Here is a 23,531-nt window from a genome sequence, read left to right as displayed (position 1 = left end):
CTCGTCTCTCGATTCGATGTGCCCCTGGCAGGCGCCAGGGGCACATCTATTGTGGCCGTTGTCAGCCCCTGGGCACTTCGTCGATCAAGATCGCGCCGACCGGCCTTGGCACCTCGCCCCAAATCCGCCTTTTCTGCTGCTCGAGTTCCTCCTGCTCCTCTTGCAGGACCCTCAATCTCACCTCCTTCTCCTCCCGGGACAAATTCGTATTGTTCTCGATCACTTTCTGCGCGGCTCGGTTCGCTCGGCGGTCCTCGTAGTTCGGTGTTTCCAAATCCTTGGCGCGGAGGCCGTCCGGCGTGTGGAATTGAACCTCGAACAGCAACCCGCCAGGCGTCTTGAACGTGACGTTGATGCCAGGATAGCCGTCGGTCTTGCCGCCCTCTGCCATATTCCTTTTCCAGAAGTTCTTCAGCTTGACGAGCTGGTAGCTCCTCCCGAACTCGTCGAGAGCGGCCAGTACGCGCGACGCGTAGTCGTGATTCGCGAACGAGATCGTGTACCGGACGGAGTCGTTCATCTCGTGCTCGATCGCGGAGATCGGCTTGTTGCCGATCCCGTCTTTCTCTGGTTGTAGCTCCTCGAACAGTTTGCGCTTAAGCGATTCTGGGGACTTCAGCTCGCTTCCTTGCTTGCCGTAGCGCTGTCCGCCCGTTCTAGCCGCGACCTGCTCGACGGACCTGGTGACGTCCGGCGCGGCCGCCTTGGCCTTGTCGAGCAGGTCGTTGGCCCACTTGTTCTCCTCCGGGCTGAGTCTGATCTTCAGCTTGCCGAGGTCGTGCTTGTAGCCGTCCGGACCCTCGACCGGCTGGGGGTAGCCACCACCACAACCAGCGGCCGCACGGACCGCGACACCGACGACGCACTGCTTCGGCGGCTCGACTTTCAGTTTGGCGCCGTCGAGTTTCGCCAGGCCGTTCTCGATCCGCAGCGTGCCGCCTTCGAGGCGGATGGTCGCCCCGTCGACGAGGTTCGGCGTGCCTTCCGGCCGGATCGCGAAAGGCTCCATCCGGTACAGCCGATCGTCGACGACCGCGATGGCGCCGTCGAACTTGGCGTCGCCGTTGTCGAAACGCGCCTTCAGGTTGAGTAGTTCACCGACCGCGTTCGGCAACTTGTCGCGGACGGACTCGTGCAGCTTGACCGCATAGCGCTCCAGGCCTGCTACCATCTGCGACAGCGGGCCGGAGCCTCCGTCGATCTTCTTCGACAAAGTTCGGACGGTCTTCCAAGCCGCGCCGCCGGAACCGCCCGCGTAGATGGTGGCCGCGGCGGCGGCGGCGTCGAACAGAAGCCCGCCGAACGCCTTGCCCGGGTTGGTCTGCCATTCGGGCAGATTGATCCACATGTACGGGTTCTCGATGGTGTAGATCGCGCCGTCGAGAATCGCCTTGCACTTGGACCAGTCACCCGAGTCGACGCCCGAGACGACGCAACCGCCGACCTCCCACACGGTGACGAACGGGCTGACCGCGGCCTCGGCGAAACCCTTGATCGCCTCCCAAGTGAACTCGAGAGCCTTCTTCGACTTTTCGTGATACCGCTGGCAAGCGCTCTCGTCGATACCGGAGGTGCACCAGAACCAGTCCTCGACGTAGTTGCCCAAGGCGTCGAGTGCCGGGCCGAGCTGTCCCTTGACCTTGGCCAGCAGTTCCTGGCAAGGCGGGAGCGACGTGGACACCCTGCAGACGAGTGCGCCTGCCAGATTGTGCAACGTCAGCTCGTTCAGCTCCTGACGCTTGCGGTCGGCTTCCGCCGCGGCGAGGCGCACGGCCTCGTCGTAACGCTTCCTCAGGTCAGTGACCTGGTTCAGACGCTCGACGATCGAATTCTCGAAGGCGTCGAAACCCTTGGCGACTTCCAGCGCCGCGCTGCGGAGCCTCTCCGCCGCTCCCGCCGCCTGGCCCGCCGCAGCGGCCGCAGCGCTCGCCGCGTTGGCGGACCGGGTCGCCAGCGTCGCGTCCGAACGGGCCGAGTTCGCCCACTGCGCGGCCGTGGCCGCCGAACCTGACGCGGCGTTCGCGTGCTGCGCCGCCGTGTTCGCCGCGTCGTTGGCGGTGAGTGCGTCCTGAGCGGCGACGTTCGCAGCGTTGACGGCGCGAGCGGCAGCCTCGTAAGCCGGCTTGACGTCGGCGACGGCCTCATCTGCCGCCTTCTGCGCGCGGACCGCCGCTGCGGCCGCCTCGGTCGCCTTCTCCCGCGCGAGGCGAGACTGCTCCTCGCTGATGAGCAGCGCTTCAGCAGCACCTGCCAGCGCCCGTCGTGCGTCGGCGTTGATCGCAGCGAACGGTTTGAGGATGCTCTCCGCCGCCCGCACGGGGTCGATGACCAATTCGGCCGAAGCAGCCGCTGCGGCCGCCGCCCGGTCCGCGATCATGGACTGGTACACAGACTGGTTGGCCTCACGTACCGCCGACTCGGCCTCGCTCTGCACCATTTCGGCCGCGGCGTTGGAAGCGACAGCCGCGTTGGCAACCTCCACCGCGAGACGATTCGTCTCGTCGGCGGCGCGGCGTGCCGTCACCGCTTCCTGGTTTGCGCGTAGTGCCGCCTGGTGCGCCGCGTTCGCCGCGTTCGTCGCCCGCTGTGCCTCGGCACGCGCAGTGGCCGCCGCGGCCCTGGCACGGCTCGCCCACGCTTCCGACTGGGCGGCCGCGGCCTTGGCTTGATTGGTGTCGCCCTCGATGCGCCGGTACTCGTCCCATGCCTCGCCGCCGAGATCCTCAGCCTTCTTATGCGCTACGACCAGGAGCTTTTCGTACTCGTGATAGACCCGGACGTGCTGCCCGAAGAGACCCTCGGCGACCTCGAGTTCCTTCCCGAGCCTCGCGGCTTTCTGGACCGTCTCGTCCATGTCGGCCTTGTGCTGGACAGCGTTGTTGTAGGCGGTGGTGGCGTCCTTGGACTTGGCGATCGCGTTCTTGGCCGCGCCCTGCGCGTTCGACCGGGCGGTGCGGGCGTTCGCGGCGTGTTGCTTGGCCTGCACCGCCTTTTGGGCGGCGAGGTTCTTCTGCTGTTCGGCGCGATCGCGGGCCACGAGGGCGATGTCACGCTGGACCCTCGCCGCCGCGGCCAGGTCGAGTGCCCGCTGCGCCTGGCGTTCGGCTTCCGCGCGGTACTTGTGAGCGTTGTTCGCGTGCTCCTGCGCGTTGCGGTCCGCGTCGAGCGCGCGGCTGTCGGCCAGCGTCGCCTCGATCGCGTGCTGTGCGGTCTCCGCCGCCAGCGCGGCCGCCTCGACGGCATGCGTGATGCCGATGGTGACCTTGGCCCAGTCCAGGCCGTTGGTCAGACCTGTCTCGACGAGGCGGGCCGCGGCGTTGTGGACCTGGGTGTTGATACCCCGGGCTTCCCCGGCGATGCGGCCGCCGCGCGCGGCGTACTCCGTCGCCTCGGCACGCAACGCGTCGATGTCCTGGTTTCGCCCCTTGGCGCCGTTGGCGCGGCCGGGCTTGTCTTCCTGGAAGATCTTGTCGGCCTTGTGCGCCGCCTTCACGGCCATCTGCATCGCGAACAGGCCGTCTTCCATGACCTTGACGGCGTTGATGTTCGCGCGCATGATCTCGGCCCGTGCGTCCGCCGCGGCTTCCGCACGTCGTGCCAAGGCGTTGAGCTCGGTGATCGCCTTGTTGCGATCCTCCAGCGCCTTCTCGATGACCTGCTGGAAATCGTGGTCGCGCTGGTTCGCCTCGGCGTAACCGGTCAGGTAGAACTCGCGGATGCGGGCGTAGTCGCCGGTGAGCAGGATCGCTTCGCCCTCGACCTGCACCTGCGGACCGCCGTGCGCGACCATTTCCTGGACGCGGCCGATGATGCGATCCTGCTCGGCCTTCGAGTCCTCAGCGTCCTTCTGGTCCTGCTTCTCGGCGATTTCCTTGCCATAGGCCACGAAGTCGGCGATCGTCGTGTCGTCGCCGGAATCGAGCGCCGCCTGCGCCCCAGCCCGGACGTGCGGGCCGCCGGTCTTCGCCCAGCTTTGGACCAGTTCCCGGTTCTTCGCGGCGGTGGCACGTTTGCGTTCCGCGGCCTTGGCCTTGGCCTCTGCCTCGCCGTAGTCCAGAAACCAGAGGATCCTCGCTGGGTCGTTCGTGTCCAGTGCCGCCTGGGCGGCTTCCCGGACTTCGATGTCGGGCGCGTGTTTGGCGATGTCCTCGACCAGTTCGCGGTTGAACTGGTCCTCGTCGTCGAGGGGAGGGGGATCCTCCGCCACGGTGGCCATGGCCGCGCCGGCCGGCGCCGTCGCGGGCCTTGCAGCAGCTTCGGCGGGGGCAAGACCGCCCAGCAACGCCATGATCATCGTGAGGACCACGGCCGTCACGGATCTGCGCCACATCGCGGCGCCAGTAGATGTCTTGTTCATGCGGTTACTGATCCCCTCTGTCCCGATCGGTGGCCGCGGCGGCGTTCGCTCGTGCTTGCGCGGCGATCGCCTGCCAGACGCCGGCCTGCTGGACGGCCCACTCGGCCTCATCGGCCCACGATGTGTTGCCCTGCTCGGCGCGGGCGATGACACTCGCCCAGTCCTGCCCGGTCGTCGCGGCACGGGCGTGCGCGGCGACCTCGGCCCACGCCGCGGCCTGGGAAGCCGCCTTGTCCCGTTCGGCCGCCCAGTCCACGGACGACTGACCAGCTTGGCCGTCGATCGAACGCCACGCGGCGATCGCGTCGGCGCGTGCCTTGCGCGCGAGCTCGCCGCTCGATTCACGTTCCGCCTTCTCAGCGGCCAGCGCGGCCTCGGTCAGCAGCCGGATCTTGCTGTGCCACACGGCGTCCAGATCGGCCGCGTTACGGCGGAACGCCTCGTCGTCCAGCTTCGCGGCGCTCGCCCAGTAGTACTTGAAGAACAACCCGATCGCGACGTCATCACCGACCGACAACGCGCGCCCAGCGGCAGCGCGTACCTGTGGACCGGGATCGCGTGTGGCGAGATCGGTCACGTAGTCACGGTCGGCTTGGACCTGCGCGGCGAACTTCTCTTCGTACCTGTTGTCGTTGATTCGGTCGAGTTCTTGCGCTTTCGCGAGACCGCTCTGGACGTAGTCGGCCTTTTCGGCGTCCGAGCCCTGCAGAATGCGGGTAGACGTAGCGCGCACCGCACTTCCGGGAATCGAAAACCTGTTGACATCCCCAATGTAACGGGTATTACGGGCGACTGTCTCCGCCGCTCGATTCTTCGCCTTCTGATACCCGAAATCCAGGAATTCCCTGATCGCCTCGGCTCCTCTGGAACTGAGTATCGCGTGCCAGGCCTCTGCCGTTACTTCCGGCCGGTAGTCCCGCGTCGCTATCCGCCGGACCCGGCTGCGCTCTGCCTGTTCCACCTGGTCAGCAGGATCAGTCGCGACGATGACATCTCCTGCCGCCGCCGCGGACGAGCCAACCGAAACGATCCCTCCGGCAGCGATCACAGCAGCCAGCGCCGTGCGCATGAGTACATGACGGCCCAATTTGTTCCCCCTAAACTAATCCCCCGAACAAACAGCCTGACGAGCAAGAACGCCCGCCTAATTCTTAGCACGCATCGAACGCAGATGATCAGTGATCTAGACCACTCACAGTTGCTGCTCCCGCGTGAGCCGTGTCAAAGTTCGGGAAGCATTGACTAATGACGTCGAGGCACTACTTACGACGTAGTCCAATAGGGCGAATTTCGTTAGTCCCAGAGGGGGAGAATTCTTTGTCCAGATTCAGTCTGGTCGGTCGCGGCGTGCGTGGAATCGCCGCGCTATCCATCGCGGCAACGTTGGCTGGTGGCGTCGCCGCGGCCCCGGCACAAGCGGCCGAGTCCACTCCGTCCTCAACGGCCTCCGCACAGGCCGTGCAGGAGTCGACCACCGATGAAAAGGCCGCGGCCGCGCGTGAGCTCAACCTCCTCCTCACGCCCGAAATGGCGGTGATGAGCGACAAGAACTTCGTGATCACCTTGTGGCAGAAGGCCCGCGAGGGCAGCCAGATCAAGGCTGCCGCGCTCAAGGCGTTCGCCGACTCGACCGACGAACTGGCCTGTTACAACTTCATCAAGACCGGCATCTTCGACGCCGCCCGGCTCGACCAGATCGAGCTGGAGAAAAAGGCCGAGCGCGACCGTCAGCGACTTGCCGCCGCGGCCGAGATCGGCTGGGTCACCGTGCCCCAGGCGCAGCTCGACGGGTCACTGGAGAACTTCGTCTTCAAGCTGTGGGAGATGGCCGAAGAAGGCAGCGACGTCAAGAAGGGCGCAGCGGCCGTCCTGAAGACCGGTTCCACGGACGACCAGCGCCAAGAGTTCGTCGTCACGGGCATCTACACCGCGTCCGCCGCCGACAAGAAGCGCAAGATCGAAGAAGCCGAGCGACTCGAACGTGAGCGTCTCGAGCGCGAGGCGAACCGTGCGGCGAAGGAACGCGCCTGGGCGGCCGCGACGAAGTCGACGGCCACCGAAGAACTCAAGAACCTGCCCGATCACGAGTTCATCTACGAGGTGATCAAGCGCGCCACCGGTCCCAAGGTCAAGGCAGCCGCACAGGTCGCCTACGACAGCCGCGACGCCGCCGCATGGAAGGCATTCATCTTCACCGGCGTGCACCAGGCACACCAAGCGGACATCGACGAGCAGGAACGCCTCGACGCCATCGAGGCCGAACGCCAGGTCCGGGTAATTCTCGACAAGGCCGAACGCGATGGCTACCAGCCGAACCTGGTCGCCGCCGCCCGCGCCGCGCTCGCCGGTACCACCGCACAGCGCAACACGTTCCTCCTCACCGGCCAGCATGCCGCCGCCAAGCTCGACCTGATCAAGCCCGCCGACAAGCGAGTCATCGAACTGCAGGGCATCCAGTCCGGCCGCTGCCTTTCGGTCGCCGGCCTGTGGGACACGCCAGGCCAAGGCGCGCTCGCACCCGGCGCCAGCGGCGAACTCTGGGACTGTGCCCGCAGCCCGAAACAGGTCTGGGAGCTGCAGGCCACCGGCGGCAGCCAGTACCGTCTGCAGAACCTCGCGTCCAAGATGTGCTTGGACATCACCGGTGACAACGTGATTCAGAACCCGTGCAACGACCACCCGAACCAGCGCTGGGAATTCCTGGAGAACGCCGACGGCACGTTCCAGCTGAAGAACGTCGGCTCCGGCCGGTTCGCCACCGCTGCCGACTCGGGCACCGGCAACGCGACCCTGATCGTGCAGTACACCAACACCAACTCGATCGATCAGCGGTGGCGCCTCATCGATCCGACCCACGTCTCGTGGACCGTCGAGATGCGACTTGGCACCATTCAGATCAAGGGTGTCCACTCCGGCCGGTGCGTCCAGGTCGCGGGTGTCTGGGGCACGCCGAACCAGGGCGCCAATGCCGACCTCGCCGGCACCGAACTCTGGGACTGCGCCGGCGGAGTCAAACAGGTCTGGGAACTGGTCCCCTTGGGCGACAAGAAGTACGGCTTGAAGAACAAGAACTCCGGGAAGTGCCTCGACGTGCGCTACGGCGAGGTCGCCAACGGCACACCGCTGATCCAGTTCGGCTGCCACTACGGCGGCGCCCAGCAGTGGGTGTTCGTCCAAGGCGACAACAACACCCTCGGCCTCGCCAGCGCCCTGACCGGCAAGTTCGCCGACGTCACCGGGTGGCAGACCGGAAACGGTGCGGGCATTTCCCAGTACGACGGCACCGGCAGTGCCAACCAGCGCTGGACCATTCTCCAAATGACCACCGCGTAACCGACGGTATCTCTTCGAAGGCCGCCATCAGTGAGAGCGTTCCTGATGGCGGCCTTCACTATTCGGCTGATCACTGCTTTCGGAGCGGCCTTGGCCGAAGGGCTCAGTACTTCCACGGCAGATAGAGCCGGGACAGCGCACTCGCGATGGCGGCGAATGATCTAGGGGAGATGCCATGCGCGATCAGCGCTACGCCAGTCGCGAGCACTGCGATGAACGCAGTCAGTTCGGAGGTTTCCACTGCAGCGCACAGCGTGGCGCATCGGTGCCGCCGCTGTTACCGAGCATGTTTGCTTGCTGTCGTCGAATGCCGGAAACAATGGACTTGGCTGGGCCAGGGACCAGGTCCCCGGCGGTGTTCACAGACCACTAAAACCCATCAGCCATACCTCGACCCTCAAGGGACAGCCACCTGGGGCCTGACCGATCGTCACGACCGTCGCCGTGCCCTCTTCGCGCAAGCGCAGAGAACCGACCTCGGCGAGTTTCTGCACGTGATGGGAGCACGTGGACTGGCTGGTCCCAAGGACCTCCGTGAGCGCGGCGCGGTCGCGACGGCGTGCAGCAGCTTGACTCGCATTGGCTCGGCCAGGCAGGTGAACCATGCGGCGTAGGTAGCCGCTTCGCGTTCGGGCGGGAATCCGACGGGGATGAACGAGCTGCCCGTCGTGGTGATCGACGCAGAAACCGACACCGACCTCGCTCGCGGGATGTACTACCCAGAGCGGTCGGACCCCTTCTTCACCACTACATGACCCTCACCGACGTCTACCGCTTCCCAGCACAGCACTTCGGCTTTCATCGCCGTCAGCTCACACTGTCCCGAGCAGGACGCCTACCTGGTCGACGGCGTGGTCCCGGAGAACCAGAGCGTGCCCGGCATGCCGCCGCCCAACCCCTCCTGACTGAGCAAAGCAAGTGAAGGCCACCTTCATTACGTCTCACGCGATGAAGGTGGCCTTCACGAGATTGGGAGAGCCCGCCCGAGGCGCCGGCGACCGGAACCGAGCTGTCTCGGCAGTATCGACGACAACTACTCGCTGACCACTTCATCTCCGCTTCATGAATGAAACGGAGATGAAGTGGTCAGCGAGAAAACGAAGCGCGCCGGAGTCGTGAGTGAGCTGCAGAGTTCTATTGAGGGGCAAGGCAAAGGTGGGGTGTGCGGGAACAGGGACGTTGGGTCTCCATTTCCACACACCCCTCCTGGACCGGGCGTGACAAGGACGGTCTCACCGGACTGAGTGGATTTCGAGTCATCCAACGCAGCAAAATCCACCCAGTGAGGGACTGAGGGACGCGGCCCGGCGAAGGGAGGCGGTCCGGCACCGCGCCCGAACACGACACCTTGGCCTTACCCCTCAACGACCCCACACCGTGCCGCGTGCACGGTGAAGCGCTCATCGGGGTTGTCAGTGCTTTCCCGGCGCAGCACTGCCGCTGTACTCACCGAGGCCGGACACGAGCCGGGTCAGCTCGGGGTCGCCGTCGTAGCGCTTCTGGTGCAGTGCCGCGATCTTGGCACCCATCTCGGGGTCCGCATCGTCGGTGATGTCGTACGACATGAACTTGTCGACGACCGGCAGGCCCACCCGGTCGGTGTGGCGGTGGGCCGGGTGGATGAGGTACTCCCAGTAGCCTTCGAGATCCTCGATGACGAACACCGCGCCCCACTCGTACTCGCCGCCGAAGTCCCGGCCGACGACGAACGACTTGACCGACGGGATCGCACGTCCCTGGTTGCGCAGGCTCTCCAACGCCTCCTCGACCTGTTCCGGCGGGGCGTCCGCGCGGAGGGTGAACCGGTTGCCGTGGTAGATCATTTCTTCTCCTTCGTGACGAGGGCGGCGAGTGCGCCCACGGTGGTGAACACCCCGGTCCAGACGAAAGCGCCGGCGATTCCGGCAGCCTGGACGAGCGGGGCGACGACGAGCGGCGAGAGGAACTGGCCGAGGAAGATCCCCGCCACGAGGCCGCTGAGGATCCGGCCGCGGTGCTGCGGGGCGGCCATCCCGGAGAGCTGGACGTTGAGGTGGGGCACGACGATGCCGGCGCCGAGACCGCCGACCAGCAGGCCTGTCACGATCCCGGCGACCGTGCCGGTGCCGGCGAGCAGCCAGCCGACGCCGAGCAACGCGATGCTCGACGCGGTGATGGTGCGCGGTCCCATTCGCAGCCGGGGAAAGACGAGCGCGCCGATGACACTGGTCAGGGTGCTGCCCGCGATCACGATGCCGATGGCGCCAGGACCGACGCTCAGTTCGGAGAGCAGGAACGGCAGCTGTGTCGGCGCCATGAAGAACACGAGGGTCGCGACGAGTGCCACGGCGTAGATACCCAGTGCCCTGGCGGGCGGCCGGAACACACCGCCCTGGAACTTCACGCGCGGCTCGTCGCGCAAGCCCGCCAAGGCGGCCAGCACGACGACCACGGCGACCGAGTAGAGCCAGAACGGTGCTCGCCAGTCGATCCCGGCCAGCACCCCCGCGAGTGGCAGGAACACCACACCGCCAAGGCTCGCGAACGCCTGCTGCAGCCCGAGGAACGCCGCCCGGCGCGGGCCGTCGAACCAGTCCGTGATCAACGCGCTGACCGCTGTCATGATGCCGCCGACGGCGAGCCCGAGCAGCGCGCGGCTGATCAGCAATACGGTCAGGTCGGTGACGAAGAAGCCGGCCGTGCCGCTCACCGTGTAGAGCAGCAGTGCCGCGATCAGGAGCGGACGGCGGCCGATTCGGTCGGCCAAGGCGCCTGCCAGCGGCGCGCTGACCGCGATGGCCAGCGAGGTGATGGTCAATGCCAGGCGTACCAGGACGTCCGCGTCGAACGCCCGGCTCATCGCGGGCAGGCTCGGCGCGATGATCGCGGCGGCCATGATGGTGAGTGTCGCGGCACCGAGAACGATCGCCCGTGCGAGCAGCGGAGGCGCGGTTCGTGTCGTGGTCACGCATCCCACAGTGGTCGAAACCTACGGGCAGTCGCGTCGGTGAGAACCACCTAGATGGTCCGCCTAGGTAGTTATAGTCCGGTGCATGCGCACTGGTCCGCTGGTCGGCAGGCACGACGAGATCCGCTGCCTGGACGGCTTGCTCCACGCCGCAGCCGATGGCCACGGCGGTGTCCTTGTGCTGCGTGGCGACGCCGGTATCGGCAAGACCACGCTGCTGGACCACATCCGGGAGGCGTCCGGTTTCCGGATGGTCGAGGCGTCGGGGTCGGAGTTCGAAACCGAACTGCCGTTCGCGGCCCTGCACCAGCTGTGCGTTCCGGTGCTCGAGCATCTCGACGACCTCGGCGCACGTCACCGCGAGGCGTTGCGAGTCGCGTTCGGTATGACCGACGGCGAGCCGGACATGTTCCGGGTAGGACTGGCGACGCTGGAGCTGCTCGCCACCGCGGCACGTGCCCAGCCACTGCTGTGCGTGGTGGACGATGCGCACTGGCTCGACACGGCATCGACGAAAGCGTTGTCGTTCCTGGCTCGACGCGTCGCCGCCGAACCGGTGGCGATCGTCTTCGCCGCCCGGCACGGCCTGGACGAGCTGCCCGCGTTGACCATCACCGGCCTCGCCGACGCCGACGCCCGTGCGTTGCTCACCCCCGCGATCGACGACCGGGTGCGGGAACGAATCCTGGCCGAGGCACAGGGAAACCCGCTGGCGTTGCTGGAACTGCCGAACGCGGGTGGCTTCGGCCTGCCGGAGGCGACCTCGGTGACGCAACGGATCGAGGCCAGCTTCCGGGCCAGATTGGACCGGCTTCCGGCGCAGGCCCGGCAGCTGCTGACCGTCGCCAGCGCCGACCCGACCGGCGACCCGGGCCTGTTGTGGGCAGCGGTCGCGCGCCTGGGCATCAGGACCAACGCCGACGCCGCCGACCTGGTGACCTTCTCCACGCGCGTGCGGTTCTGCCATCCCTTGGCCAGGTCGGCCGTCTACCGGGCGGCGTCCGCCGATGAGCGCCGCGCCGCACACCGGGCCCTGGCGGCGGTGACCGATCCGGTGACCGACCCCGACCGCAGGGCGTGGCACCGAGCCGAGGCCGCGACCGGCCTGGACGACAACATCGCCGCCGAGCTGGATACCGCCGCGACGCGCGCCCGCGCCAGAGGTGGTGTCGCGGCTTGCGCGGCTTTCCTGGAACGAGCCGCCGCGCTCTCGTCGGACCCGGGCCTGCGCACCGAACGCACGCTCGCCGCCGTCCAGGCGCAACTCGACGCGGGCGCGGCCGGCGTGGCGGCGGAACTGCTCACGACCGTCGACGTGGCAGACGATGCGCGACTCGCCCGCACGGAGATCTTGCGCGGCCGGATCGCGTTCGTCCGCAACGACGGCGACGGCCCGGCCTTGATGCTGCGAGCCGCTCACCGTCTGTCGGCCGTGGACCCGGCGTGGTCACGCGACAGCTTCCTGGACGCTCTGGAGATGAGCCTCGTCGTCGGCCGGGCGAACGGCGTGATGGACACCGTGCTCGCCGAGGCACGACACGCTCCGCCGGCTCCGGCTCCGGACGTGCTGGACGCCTTGATCCTGTTGAATACCGAGGGCCATCGGACCGCCGGCCCGATGTTGCGCCGGGTACTCACGGAGAACGCGTCGTGGACGCGCAGACCCGCTCTCGCCATGATGATCGCCGGCGAGCTCTGGGACATCGAAGCGCACCGCGAGATCACCGAATGGCTGCTGAGCACCGGACGCGACACCGGTTCGCCGTGGGTCCTGCGCCTCGCCCTCGCGCAGCAGGCAGTCGCCGCCACGCACGCTGGTGATCTCGGCACCGCGATGATCGCGGTGGCCGAGGAGGAAGCGATCGCGGACGCGTTCGACGATCCGCCGATGGTCTACGCGCGAGTGCACGCCACCGCGTTGCGCGGCAGGCGCGTGGAAACACTTCGGCTGATCAGCAGTACCCTGCGCGACGCCGACGCCCGCGGAAACGGCCACCTGGTCGCGAACGCGCACTGGGCCGCCGCGGTGCTGTACAACGCCTGCGCGGACTACCCGGCCGCTCTCGCCGCGGCCCGGCAAGCGACCGCACCGGGTGATCTCTATCTCGCGGGTATCGCGTTGCCGGAACTGATCGAAGCCGCCGTCCGCTGCGGCGAGCCCGACGCGGCCACCGAAGCCCTGGAGAACCTCACCGCTCGCGCCGACGCGAGCGGTACCCCGTGGGCGCTGGGCGTCACCGCCTGGTCGAGAGCGCTGGTGACCGGCGCGGAGGACGATTACCGCCACGCGGTGGAGCTGGCCGGTCTACCGGCTCCGTATCGAGCGCGGGCGCGCCTGCTTTACGGCGAGTGGCTACGCCGCGAGAGCCGCCGCAAGGACGCCCGCGAACAGCTACGCGCCGCGCACGAATCGTTGGCGGACATGGGCATGGAGGCATTCGCCCTACGCGCCGCCAACGAGTTGCGTGCCACCGGTGAGGTGGCACGAAAAAAGACCGCTGACACGTCCGAGGCGCTCACCGCTCAAGAAACACTCATCGCCCGGCTCGTCGCGACCGGAGCGACCTCGAAGGAAGTAGCGGGACGGCTGTTCCTCAGCCCCCGCACGGTCGACGCGCACCTGCGCAACATCTTCCGCAAGCTCGGCATCTCCTCCCGGCGCCAGCTCAGGGAGCCGGAGCGCATCCCGATCGCCTGACCGGAGGGGTGGCCTCGCAGCCGGTCCCGGTGCGCGACATGCCGACGAGCGGGACGTTCCCTGTCTCTCGTAAGCGCCGTGCACGCGCCGACACCTGCTCCGCGACCCATAACGGCCCCCGCCACGACGAAACGAGAATTGACCGACTTCGATACAGGCCCTGGTGAAGCTTGTGACGACACAATGCCAGCGCTACGTGGACATCCACCGAACAGGCTGGGGTGCACGCGAAATCAGGTGGCTGTGGGCGGCACGGCGATCAACCTTACCTTCCGAAGAATCGATTCTGGCCACCGAAACCGAGACGCTGCAGGCAGCCGTCGACCACGTGCCCGATTCCCGCTTCCGACGGCCGGGCACGAGCGCGTGTCAGCGAAGGGCCGCGGCGGCTTGAGCGACCAGCCAGCTTTCCGATTTCTCGTAGGTCCAGCCATTGTCATCGTGCAAGGTGAAGTAACCGGAATATCCGAAGTAGAACCAGAGGATGTCGCTCGCCTCCGCGACCGTCGTTCCTTCGCGCAGACCGCCGACGTCGCGGAGCCGGGTGGCGACGGCTTCGATGGCATCGCGGTAGCGCTTCGTGGCCACGCGCAGGTCCTCTGCGACCTCGGGATTGTGTGGCGCGGTCGACAGCACCAGCCGGATGATGTCGCCGTATTTCTCGCGCATGGACCTGACCACGGCCGCGGTGTGCCGCAGTATCTCGTCCGGGTCGATGAGGGTCTCGATCCGGGAGAGGGTCTGCGCCACGATCGGCGCTCGGCTCCACAGGTCGACCAGCGTCCGGATCAGGCCCTGTTTACCGCCGGTCACCGCGTACACCGTGGCCGGTGCCACCCGGGCTTCCGCCGCGATGTCGTCGATCTTCGTCGCGAAGAATCCGTTACGGGCGAAGAGCAGACGCGCTGCGTCGGTGATGGCGGTGCGGGTGGCCGCGGCGTACTCGGCGCGGCGGCCTCTCGGAAGCTCGGTCATGGCGATCCCAGCATACCCCGAGGCCACTCATCAGAGTTTAACTCTGATTAATATAGGGTTACTCTGGTGATGTTGGTGACATGCTGACATCCGGAACGGAATACGAAGCGGTCCTGTCCATCTGGAACGGCGCGGTGACCAGCCGTCCGCTTGCCGTCCTTCGCTGCGCCGACACGGCTGATGTCCAGGCCGGGATTCGGACCGCCCTGGAGAAGGGGCTCCCGCTGTCGGTCCGCGGTGGCGGGCACGACTGGGCCGGTCGCGCGCTGGCCGACGGCGGACTGACGCTCGACCTGAGCCCGATGCGACAGGACCTACGGCCGCGATACGGCCTACAGGACCGAGACCACCGCAATCGCGTAACAGAGACGCGGCGAGCAGGACCACTCCATCCGGCTGGTCGTAGACAGGCCGGTCGGGTTCCCTTGGCTCCGCGGTATGGAGCGTTCGAGGGAGTCGGCGCTCGGCCCACGACTGCCTCAGCGTCCGAGGTCGCCGGTATTGGGTCCGTTTGGGCTGAACACTGCCAGCCGCCGGAACTCCTCCTCGGAGATGGGGAGCGTGTTGTACTCGAGCAGCAGGTTACTGGTCGGCTGCCAGCCGTCCGATGTCCACAGCTCGTATTCGAGTTCATACGGGTTCGGCAGGCGCTTGACCAGGAAGAGGGCGTTATCGAGATCGTAGACGTCGTCCCCTCTGTGGAAGACTGCTTGGTAGTCGTAGGTCCGGCCGCGGAACGCGCGCGATCTCCCTGTGATCCCAGCGACGGCGCGTGCGATGCGGAAGTGCCACTCGCTGAGCTCCACCACCCACCAGCCGGGCTTCAGTCGCCCGAGGACGTCGCTGCGCTGCCAGCCGAGGTCGTCGGGGATCTCGTCGGCCGATCCGGTGCGGCGAACGAGATCGTGGATGTGGTACCCGCCCTTGGTGTCGAGGCCGTGCCACACGTCGAAGTACCTGACCTCGGCGGTCTCCCGTCCGCGGACGGCCCGTTCCAGATCGTCGCGGCCGACCGGCAGCACAACCCTGTCTCGCGGCTCCTTCCCCAGCACCCACACACCCTCTTGCAGGTAGGTCTCCCATTCGCCGTCACCGCTTGAGGGGCACCGGGTCAGCGCGTGCGCACGGTCGAAGTCCGCGACGTCGTCCAGCCTCTCGAACTCCGCGAAGTAATAGTGACCCGCCACCTGTTCGGCACGCCGACGTGCCGCCAGCAGAGCGACGATGCCCGTAAGGCTGTCCCGTTCGAAAGGGGCCAGCGACAACGCGTAACGGTGTTCCGGCGGCAACTCGTCGACCACGGCGTACGCGGAGCGCAGATCGATCATGTCGGTCTCCCGCCGGAACACCGCGAATCCGCCGCCTTCGAACCCGTCCCGCCGCTCCTGCTTCACAGGCACGCGATCGTCGGCCAGTTGCTTGAGCTTCTCCAGCTCCGCGGCGCTCACCTCGCGGTAGTCGTCGTAGGAGTCCCGGTCGCCGGTTCTCGACAGCTCATCGCTTCGCGTCCACACGCCGTGGCCGAGGTACTTCTGCTCGTCGCGAGAGCCGATGCTGCGATAGACGCCCTTGGCGTTGGCGACATATGTCGGCGGGAATGCCGTGCGCGTGCGCAGGCTGCGGCATGGACCGGCCTGCCGAGGTCGAACGGTCCTGCCGACCGTCGAAGAGGTCACCGGCCGTCCAGCACGCACCTTCGCCCAATGAGCCATCGAACACGCTGGCGCCTTACGCTGACTCGAGATCATCGCCGGGCGAGGTGCCTCAAGCCGGCCTCTTAACGATCGCAGGCCCCAGTGCCGAGCGGCACTCGGCCGAAGGGACTCGCGTGGGCCGGTTGCACTCACTGCCCACGGTGTGACCACAGCGTCATCGGATACGGACGCGGACCGTCCGAATCGTTGAATCCCCGGCAACCCCTTACGACACCGGGAATCCGAGTTCCGGACCGCCCAGAAATGACAAGTCCTTTCCGGACGCTCTGAGCCGGTCACCAATCATCCCGAGAGCCAGGACCAATGCCTGGAGCGAATCCACACCTCCCGCGGACATCTCCACTGGAGGTTCCTCCAGTCCCTCGATACGGAACGGACAGACGTAGTCCCCGTCCGGCTGGGTCTCATCGAACGGTCTCGGCCGCCCGATCAATACTCGAATCGGACCATCGGGGCTCGCCAGTGTGCGGGTGGCCACGATGTCGGTCACGGAATGAATGCCCATCTCTGGATTATGTCATCCCTCGGCGAGACAAGCGGCGTACTTGGCCGCGGCAGCGGCATAGCAGGCGGCCCGTGCCGGTGGCAGTGGAAGTGCCCTGCAAATTCGCACATCCCGGTTGTACAGGGTTTCGCAGTGCCCTTTGAACTGGGTCGCTGACGGACTGTCCACGGCCGGAGCCGCCGTGGCCGCGACGCCGCCTCCCAACAGAGCGCCACAGGTGATCGCTCCGATCACCACCGCGCGTTTGAGTACCGACATGAAATTCCCCCTATCGTGTGGCGCCGGCCATATTGCCGACGAGGCCGTGAGCCGACCCGATATCAGGGTGACAGCGATGACCCCAATTGTGAAACACTTAAGCAGGCAATCACCCAGTCGGCGCACAGAACCCGCCAGGTCCACCGGCGCCCTTTTACTCAGTGAGAAAAACAGCGAAATAAATATTGCGGCCGAGCAATGCTGAAAAGTGCATCATCACGGCGCAACATGTCACCAAGCGCCGCCGAGAGCACATGATCGCGCACGCGTAGTTCGCTCGATGAAAGCCAACCCGTCATATTCGTCGGCGAGTGTCACCGAACCGGTGACCTTTTTGACCATGGGCCAGAAGCCCACGATCGCGCCGTAGGAACGTGTCGGCGCGGGTGTGGTCAGCCAGTTCATGACCGGTTCTTTGTACCGCGCTGCGCGAAAGTCGATCAGGTAGTCACCGATTCCCGGTTGTGCGAGCAACGCTTCCACACTCCGCCGTACGGCGGGCTCCACGGTGAACTCGGCAAGGCCGGTGTTTCCGGCGAATCCGGCCCGTGAAGCCTGAAACGAACCTTGATTGAAGGTCAGGCCCAGCGCGTAGTAAGCGCTGCCGTATACCTCGCTGAGGTGTGCCCCCATACTCGCGACGCCTCGGCTCACCGTGCTCCGTGCAACGTGACCGTTGTGTGCCCACACGGCCACCCGTTCACCGTCGTCCGCCAATTCCCGCACGGCGTCGGCCAGGTATCGGTCCCGCACGGCGCACCCATCGGCACTCAGCAACGGATACGCCGCGATGTCAGCCGCATTCGCCAGTTCTGTGGCACTCTCTACGGCTTCGGACCAGTCTCGTACCGAACTCGCCTCGACAAGTCCGGCACGTTCGGTCCGCAGGAATTCGGCAGTGTCCAGGAGAACCCGGCTCGCGGTGTGAGGGCTCACGGAACCGGCTGCGGCCTTCCGCCGGAAGAGACGGCGCACCGTCCCGGCTATGGATCCCCCCACGAGACCACCGATGCCGGCCGAGGATTCGCCCATGTTCGTCGTCCGGATCGCTTCACGGAAGGCCTCGGTGCGGTGCGGGACCACGGTGTCCAGGTACTTCGCGACCAGTTGTACCGCACCTTCGTCGATTCCCGAATCGATGCCGTGGAACCGCACCCGTCTCTGGGCGGGCATGGAGGCGTTGTACTCCCTGAGCCACTCGACAAGGGCAAGCACTTCGTAAGTGTCCCAAGTCCAGTACCCCACACCGGTCAGCGCGGCCGAAGCGGTGCCTTCGCCGGACTGGATGTAGTCGTTGACGGCCCGGCAGACCGACCTTCCCGCCTCGAAGGCGATCACCGTGAAGTCCAGTTCGCGCACCAGGAACTCGATCAGCCGGTGCTTGAGCGTGAAGAATTCCTTGCTGCCGTGCGTCGCCTCGCCCAGTCCGACGACCTGTACGCCTTCCAGCACGGTGGCGAATGGGGTCAAATCGTCCAGGTCGCCCTTGGGCTCGAGCGCTCGGAGCACGATCGCGGACTCGGCGAGCCAGGAAGAGACCGCGTCACGATTCACCCGCCGTTTCGCCATTCAATCCCTCACGCCATGCCGGAGTCCTGCAAAGTCGCACAATCGTCGGCATCATACTGGTAACCCGCCGCCTGCAGCCGGAAGAGGTTCGCGTACATGCCGTTCCTCGTCATCAGATCGGTGTGACCGCCTTCCTCCACTACCTTTCCATGGTCGATCACCACGATATGGTCGGCCACCCGTACCGTCGAGAACCGGTGAGCGATGAGCAGCGTGGTAGCCCGTCCGGCGATCTCTTTCAGTCTGCCGAAAACCTCCGCCTCCGTGGCCGCGTCGATGGACGCGGTCGGCTCGTCCAGCACCACGACCGGCGCGTCACGCAGGAATGCCCGGCCGAGCGCCACCTTCTGCCACTGCCCACCGGACAACTGACGTCCTTCGTCGAACCAGCGACCGAGCGGGGTGTCCAGTCCCTTCGGCAGTTCGTCGAGGAACGGCAGCGCTCCAGCCTGGCGCGCCGCCTCGGCGACCTTCGACCGGTCGTTGCGCGCCGCGAGATTGCCGAACCCGATGTTGTCCAGCGCGGAAGCCTCATATTGGATGAAGTCCTGGAAGATGACTCCGATGTTTTTCCGGAGGTCCTCGAGGTCGTACTGTTCCACCGGAACGTCGTCGATCAGGATGGTGCCGCTGTCACAGTCGTAGAACCGCGCGATCAACTTCACAATAGTGGTCTTGCCTGCTCCGTTGGGGCCGACCAATGCGACGCATCTTCCCGCCGGAAGAAACAGGTTCACCCGGTCGAGGACGACGTTGTCCGTACCTGGGTAAGTGAACGACGCCTCGCGAAATTCGATGCCCTTGCGCAAGGTCGTCGGGAACGCGCGTTTTCCTTCGGTTCCCGGTCCGTGCTCCGGCTTCTCCAAAAAGGAGAAGAGATTACCGAGGAACAAGTTGTGCTCGTACAGCTGCGCCACACTGCCGACCAACGTCTGGATAGTGGTCTGTACCAGCGCCACGGCCATCACATAACCGGCGAACTGGCCGATCGTCCCACTGGACACCGTGGCCTGTACCGCGAAGAGGATGGCGACCGCGGCGGTCGCGACGCTCAGCATGCCGAGCGCGGCTGTAGCCGCCGCCTGTCTGCCTTCCCATCTCCGGTCGATCACATAGAACCGCTCCACCAGGTCACGGAACTGGCCGACGAACATCTGCCCGAGGGAGAACAGCCTCGTCTCCTTGTAGTTGCGGTCAGTGGTGACGAGGTACTGCAGGTAGTTCACCCGCCTGCGGTCCGAGGACCGGTCGTATTCGAGCTTCCACATGATCCGGCTGTAGAAGATGTTGGCCGCCAGCGAGGGCAGCGGCGCCACCATGACCAGTAGAGCGATCCGGACGTCCCAAGAGATCAGGACGACACTGACCGCGCTGAGCGACACCCCACTGGAGACCGTCGAGATCAGGTTGGTGAAGATCTGGTACGGACGGTGCATGGACTCCCGATTGGCGCGTTGCAGTTTGTCGTAGGTTCCGGCGTCTTCGAAGTCTTGGAGCGGTAGCCGGACTGACTTCTCCATGATCTGCAGCTGGATGCTGTTGGCCATCCGGTACCGCAACAACGTTTCCAGGTAACCACGGGCGGCGGTCAGCAGCTGTGCGATCGCGGTGACGAACGCGATCGCCCCCGCCGCGAACAAGGCCTGGTTCAGCGCTTCTGCCGATTCACGCCGGCTCACGGCATCGGCGACCGACTGCACGGCGTGCGTGGTCAGCGACACGTTGAGCGCGGGAACGAGCGCGAGCACCAGCGTCGTCACCAATACTCCGGACATCTGCGGTGGGCTGACCCGCCAAAGCAGCACCAAAGCCCGCAGCCAGTGATTTCCTCGCCGCGTCGGGTCTTCAGCGCTGTTTGCGGTCACTGTTGTCTCCCCAGCCCGGCCGACGACGAATGGATCTGCGCGCGAGCGACCATAGTTCGTGACACAGCACCTCGCGATCCCGCGCGACTCCGAGCAGTCGGTTGACCTGCATGTGCACCAGGCTGCCCAGGATCGTGTCCTCGCTTCCCGTCAACAGGCCCCGCGCCGTCAGGCTCCGTGCCCGCTCACCGGCTGCGGCCACGGTTTCCCATTGCCCGGCGAAGACTTCTCGGAGCGCGCCTTGGCAGCTGCGCGCGACCGGGTCCGGGTGCTCGTCCCACGGTTCGAGGAGATCACACAGCGTCGACTGCACGCTCCGGAAGTGGGCACGGGTCTTCCCGGGAACGTCGAGTTCGGCCCCCGGCCGGATCTCGTGCACCGGATCACGTCCCCATGCCCGGCACAGTTCGTGCATCGCGAGCACGCACACGACTTCGGGTTCGAGATCCGCCTTGTGTCGGCGCAGAATGTTCAGCAGACCGATCGAAACCTCGCTGGAACGCTCGAAGACGAACTCGGCCGTGTCGATCATTTCGGGTCCACCGTAACGTTCGATCTCCCTTTGATAACTGGTGAACGCGAAATCGGCGGCGTGTCCGGACTCGATCAGGCCGCGGGCCCATTCGGTGGTTCTCGCCAGCACGGCGAGCGAATTTTGCCCCTGTCGTACGCGCAGCCGGATTCGCAGATGTGGCTCCGGATCGCCGTAGCGAAGATAAAACCACCGGTCCAGCAACCCTTCCGCACGCAGGGCCGCGGTCAGGGAGTCCGCCGCGCCGGTCACTATGCCGTCCTGCTGTGCGGTGGCGGCGTACACCTTGAGGTACACCCATTCGGACCCGATGTGTTTCCGCCGCTCCGGTGCGACCGTTGCGGTGTCCCCCGGCAGCAGACCCGGCGCGTCGCCATTCGGCAGCACCGGTGCCGCGCCGATGGCCGGCCGCCGGACGTCCGCGGCTCGCTTCGCGAGCAGTGGCACCACGACTTCGCAGTGGTAGCGCCTGCCTTCGGTGTCGGTCAACCAGGCATCCGAGAGGCCGGGGAGCATTTCGTGGAGCAGCACCCCACTACGGCGGTCGGTCCGCATCGCACGCCGGACCTCGTATCGGAGTTCGTCGACCGCGAGGGGATGGTCGAGGTCGAGCAGCAGCCGGTTGTCCATCCACACCAGATAGACGTAGCGGGGCACGTTCCACTCGTGTCGCCATTGGCGCACCATCTCGAAGAACCCGTTGCCGCCTGGCAGATCGGCGTCTTTCGCCAACCCCGGCAGCAAACTCGCGCCGAGACGCCACTGGGCCGGTTGCAGCACGACACGGCCTCGGGTGACCCTGGGCAGATACGGTGCGCCACCAGCGATTCCCCAATCGAAACTCGGCAGTGGCGCGAACAAGTCCTGGGACAGCTCCAGCAGCAGGCGGCAGACGTTCGGCGCGCCGATATGCCCGAGCATATGGCTCTGGGTGACGCACAGCTCCTTGCCCAGCCGTCGTGAACGGAGATAGAAGCGGTCCACGGTGGCCCCGACATGGATGTCACCGAGCGGGATCCGCCGTTCCTCCGGTACTGAGGGGGCGGTGTTGACAGACACTTCGTAACGACGCAGGGGCGGGTGCACGGTCACGTTGCCACTGCGGCCGAACGGGGTGAGGTAGCTGAGTTCCGCGAACACCACATCGGGTAGTAGCCGCTCCTCGGCGCGGGTGAACTCCACCAGCTTCTCGAGCGACTCCTCACCGAACAAGTCGAAGAACCGGCCGAACGTACGTCCTCCGTCGGTCGTCGACCCGGAGCACAGGACCATGTGCCAGTCGCCGCGATCGAGCGCGGCACGCGATTCCGCGGCCAGCTGCGTGTACAGATCGAGCGAAGGCCGTGCGGCGACGTGGTCGTCCGGTGCGTCGTACGCCGTCAGTGCGGCCAGCCTCTCGTCGGTGAGTTCCACCGCGTCGTCTCCGCGGTAGAGGGCCCGCGAGGCGAGCGCGGACAACACCATGTCGCGGTGCGCATGGTCTTCCTCCGGAATGACGGGCAACGGGTACGACCGCGGCGGTGACAGGTAGGTCGCCGGAGCGTCCAAACCGGCCTCGGGGCTGAGCAACTCGAGCACCGGCACCTCGGCACCGATGCCGTAGCGGTCAAGGAAAGCGTTGTGATACTCCACAATGTGCTGCGGCCGCCGAGGCGACACCCCGAGCCGGGTCAACGTCCGAACGGCGTCTTCGGCGGTCCGCGCTACATCCTCGGACAGCTTGCGGTTCGCCATCGCCAGTCCGGCGTCCAGCTGGTAGGTGTCACCGTCGTAGTCCGGTGTCAGCGCACGTTGCTGTCGCGAAAGTTCGGCCAAGCCGGCACCACCATCGGAGCCACGCCCTTCGTCGACCGTGGTGGCCAGCTTGCGCAGCCTCCGCAGCTCGCCCTGCACCGCCGCACAGCCCGGCAGACCGTCCAGTTTCTTGACGAGGTCCAGCTCGGGAAGTGAAACCGTCAAAGACGGCCGGAGATCGCTGGTCACCACGTGCACGTCCCAGAGCTGGCAGAGCATCGCGCGCACCTGTTCCTCGGTGGCGCTGGGCATTTCGTCGCGCACGGCGGCCACCACGTCGGCGTAAGCGGCACCGGGCAGCTGGGCGGCGCGCAGCGCGACACGCACCGGTTCGGTGACCCGGAACGCGATGGAGCGGTTGTCGGATTGCCCATGCACGTCGGCGAACGGCAACACCGCCCGGTCGCCGACCTGGTACAGCAACGGGTTGATGGCGACGCGGAGTTCGTCCCGGAGGCCTCCGTCCTCCTCGATCGTCTTGATGAGGGCGAGCAACCACGCCAGATCGGCTCGCGTCCGTGTCTCGGCGACCGGGTCGGACACCAAAGTGGCCGCGGTCGTCGCGGCGAACTCACCCATTCCCACCGCGGCGAAGAGCCCGTACGGCGTCGGCCTGGTGGCCATTCGGGTGAGGTAGCGGAACAGGGACGCGTATACCCGGCCGGGTTTCCTGGCGTTTCCCGACTCCAGCTTGGCCAAGCTTGTCACCAGGCTCGGGCTGGCGACCCGGAGCGCTTGTGCCACGCGCGGCCGTGCCGCGATTTCGCGCAGCCGCGCCCTGCCCTCGTCACGCAGCCGGTCGAGATCCGCGACGCCATCCTCTGCTCCCGGCAGGTCCGTGTCCGCCGTCGACATCATGCTCAGGTACTCCGCAGAGGGCAGCGTCGGTACGCGAAGCAGATAAAAGCCGGCGGTGCGGTAGCCGGCCTCTTCGTCCGCTGCAGAGTCGTCCAGTGGCGGTTCGCTCATGGTCCGTGCGCTCC

The 23,531-nt window shown here is 66.4% G+C and carries 11 protein-coding genes and 1 pseudogene; 3 read left to right on the top strand and 9 right to left on the bottom strand.

The genetic code is table 11. The features are described 5' to 3' along the window. Positions 1-61: 61 nt before the first annotated feature. Together P3102_RS07400 and P3102_RS07395 are read right to left on the bottom strand one after the other, a co-directional pair. Positions 62-4,468, bottom strand: coding sequence for a hypothetical protein (locus tag P3102_RS07400; RefSeq protein ID WP_276367624.1), 4,407 nt, complete (start codon positions 4,466-4,468; stop codon positions 62-64). Continuing rightward, on the bottom strand, positions 4,362-5,426 hold the full coding sequence (locus tag P3102_RS07395; RefSeq protein WP_276367623.1) for a hypothetical protein: 1,065 nt from the start codon (positions 5,424-5,426) through the stop codon (positions 4,362-4,364). The genes P3102_RS07400 and P3102_RS07395 overlap by 107 nt, the downstream gene beginning before the upstream one ends. Before the next feature lie 248 nt (positions 5,427-5,674). On the opposite strand from P3102_RS07395, the gene P3102_RS07390 reads away from it, so the two are divergent. Next, positions 5,675-7,690 carry an RICIN domain-containing protein gene (locus P3102_RS07390; protein ID WP_276367622.1) on the top strand — a complete coding sequence of 672 codons (2,016 nt, stop codon included), beginning with the start codon at positions 5,675-5,677 and terminating at the stop codon, positions 7,688-7,690. Positions 7,691-8,106: 416 nt separating this feature from the next. Here P3102_RS07390 and P3102_RS07385 read toward each other — a convergent pair. The 3 genes and pseudogenes from P3102_RS07385 to P3102_RS07370 all read right to left on the bottom strand — a co-directional run. Next, a pseudogene (locus P3102_RS07385) lies at positions 8,107-8,342 on the bottom strand (ArsR family transcriptional regulator); the annotation flags it as partial. Between the two features lie 760 nt (positions 8,343-9,102). After that, on the bottom strand, positions 9,103-9,513 hold the full coding sequence (locus P3102_RS07375) for a Dabb family protein (RefSeq protein WP_276367620.1): 411 nt from the start codon (positions 9,511-9,513) through the stop codon (positions 9,103-9,105). After that, positions 9,510-10,637 (bottom strand): MFS transporter, encoded by a 1,128-nt coding sequence (locus tag P3102_RS07370; RefSeq protein WP_276367618.1) that lies wholly within the window; start codon positions 10,635-10,637, stop codon positions 9,510-9,512. The genes P3102_RS07375 and P3102_RS07370 overlap by 4 nt, the downstream gene beginning before the upstream one ends. An 85-nt stretch (positions 10,638-10,722) precedes the next feature. Here P3102_RS07370 and P3102_RS07365 point away from each other — a divergent pair, with 85 nt between their 5' ends. Next, the gene (locus P3102_RS07365; protein WP_276367617.1) at positions 10,723-13,335 is read left to right on the top strand and encodes a LuxR family transcriptional regulator; all 2,613 of its coding nucleotides are present in this window, start codon (positions 10,723-10,725) and stop codon (positions 13,333-13,335) included. Positions 13,336-13,704: 369 nt separating this feature from the next. On the opposite strand, the gene P3102_RS07360 is transcribed toward P3102_RS07365, so the two are convergent. Beyond that, positions 13,705-14,310 carry a TetR/AcrR family transcriptional regulator gene (locus tag P3102_RS07360; RefSeq protein WP_276367614.1) on the bottom strand — a complete coding sequence of 202 codons (606 nt, stop codon included), beginning with the start codon at positions 14,308-14,310 and terminating at the stop codon, positions 13,705-13,707. A gap of 80 nt (positions 14,311-14,390) precedes the next feature. Here P3102_RS07360 and P3102_RS07355 point away from each other — a divergent pair, with 80 nt between their 5' ends. Next, positions 14,391-15,410 carry an FAD-binding protein gene (locus P3102_RS07355; RefSeq protein ID WP_276367613.1) on the top strand — a complete coding sequence of 340 codons (1,020 nt, stop codon included), beginning with the start codon at positions 14,391-14,393 and terminating at the stop codon, positions 15,408-15,410. Positions 15,411-17,019: 1,609 nt separating this feature from the next. On the opposite strand, the gene P3102_RS07350 is transcribed toward P3102_RS07355, so the two are convergent. The 3 genes from P3102_RS07350 to P3102_RS07340 are packed head-to-tail and all read right to left on the bottom strand — an operon-like array spanning position 17,020 to position 23,517. Then, on the bottom strand, positions 17,020-18,357 hold the full coding sequence (locus P3102_RS07350; RefSeq protein ID WP_276367611.1) for an erythromycin esterase family protein: 1,338 nt from the start codon (positions 18,355-18,357) through the stop codon (positions 17,020-17,022). A gap of 8 nt (positions 18,358-18,365) precedes the next feature. Then, positions 18,366-20,222, bottom strand: coding sequence for an ABC transporter ATP-binding protein (locus P3102_RS07345; protein ID WP_276367610.1), 1,857 nt, complete (start codon positions 20,220-20,222; stop codon positions 18,366-18,368). Continuing rightward, complete coding sequence (locus P3102_RS07340) at positions 20,203-23,517, bottom strand: lantibiotic dehydratase (protein ID WP_276367609.1); 3,315 nt, start codon at positions 23,515-23,517, stop codon at positions 20,203-20,205. The genes P3102_RS07345 and P3102_RS07340 overlap by 20 nt, the downstream gene beginning before the upstream one ends. Positions 23,518-23,531: the final 14 nt, after the last annotated feature.

It is taken from the genome of Amycolatopsis sp. QT-25, from assembly GCF_029369745.1.
In the GTDB taxonomy this organism is placed as follows: Bacteria; Actinomycetota; Actinomycetes; order Mycobacteriales; family Pseudonocardiaceae; genus Amycolatopsis.
Note: the sequence above shows the minus strand (reverse complement) of the source record. Positions and strands in the feature narration are given on the sequence as shown.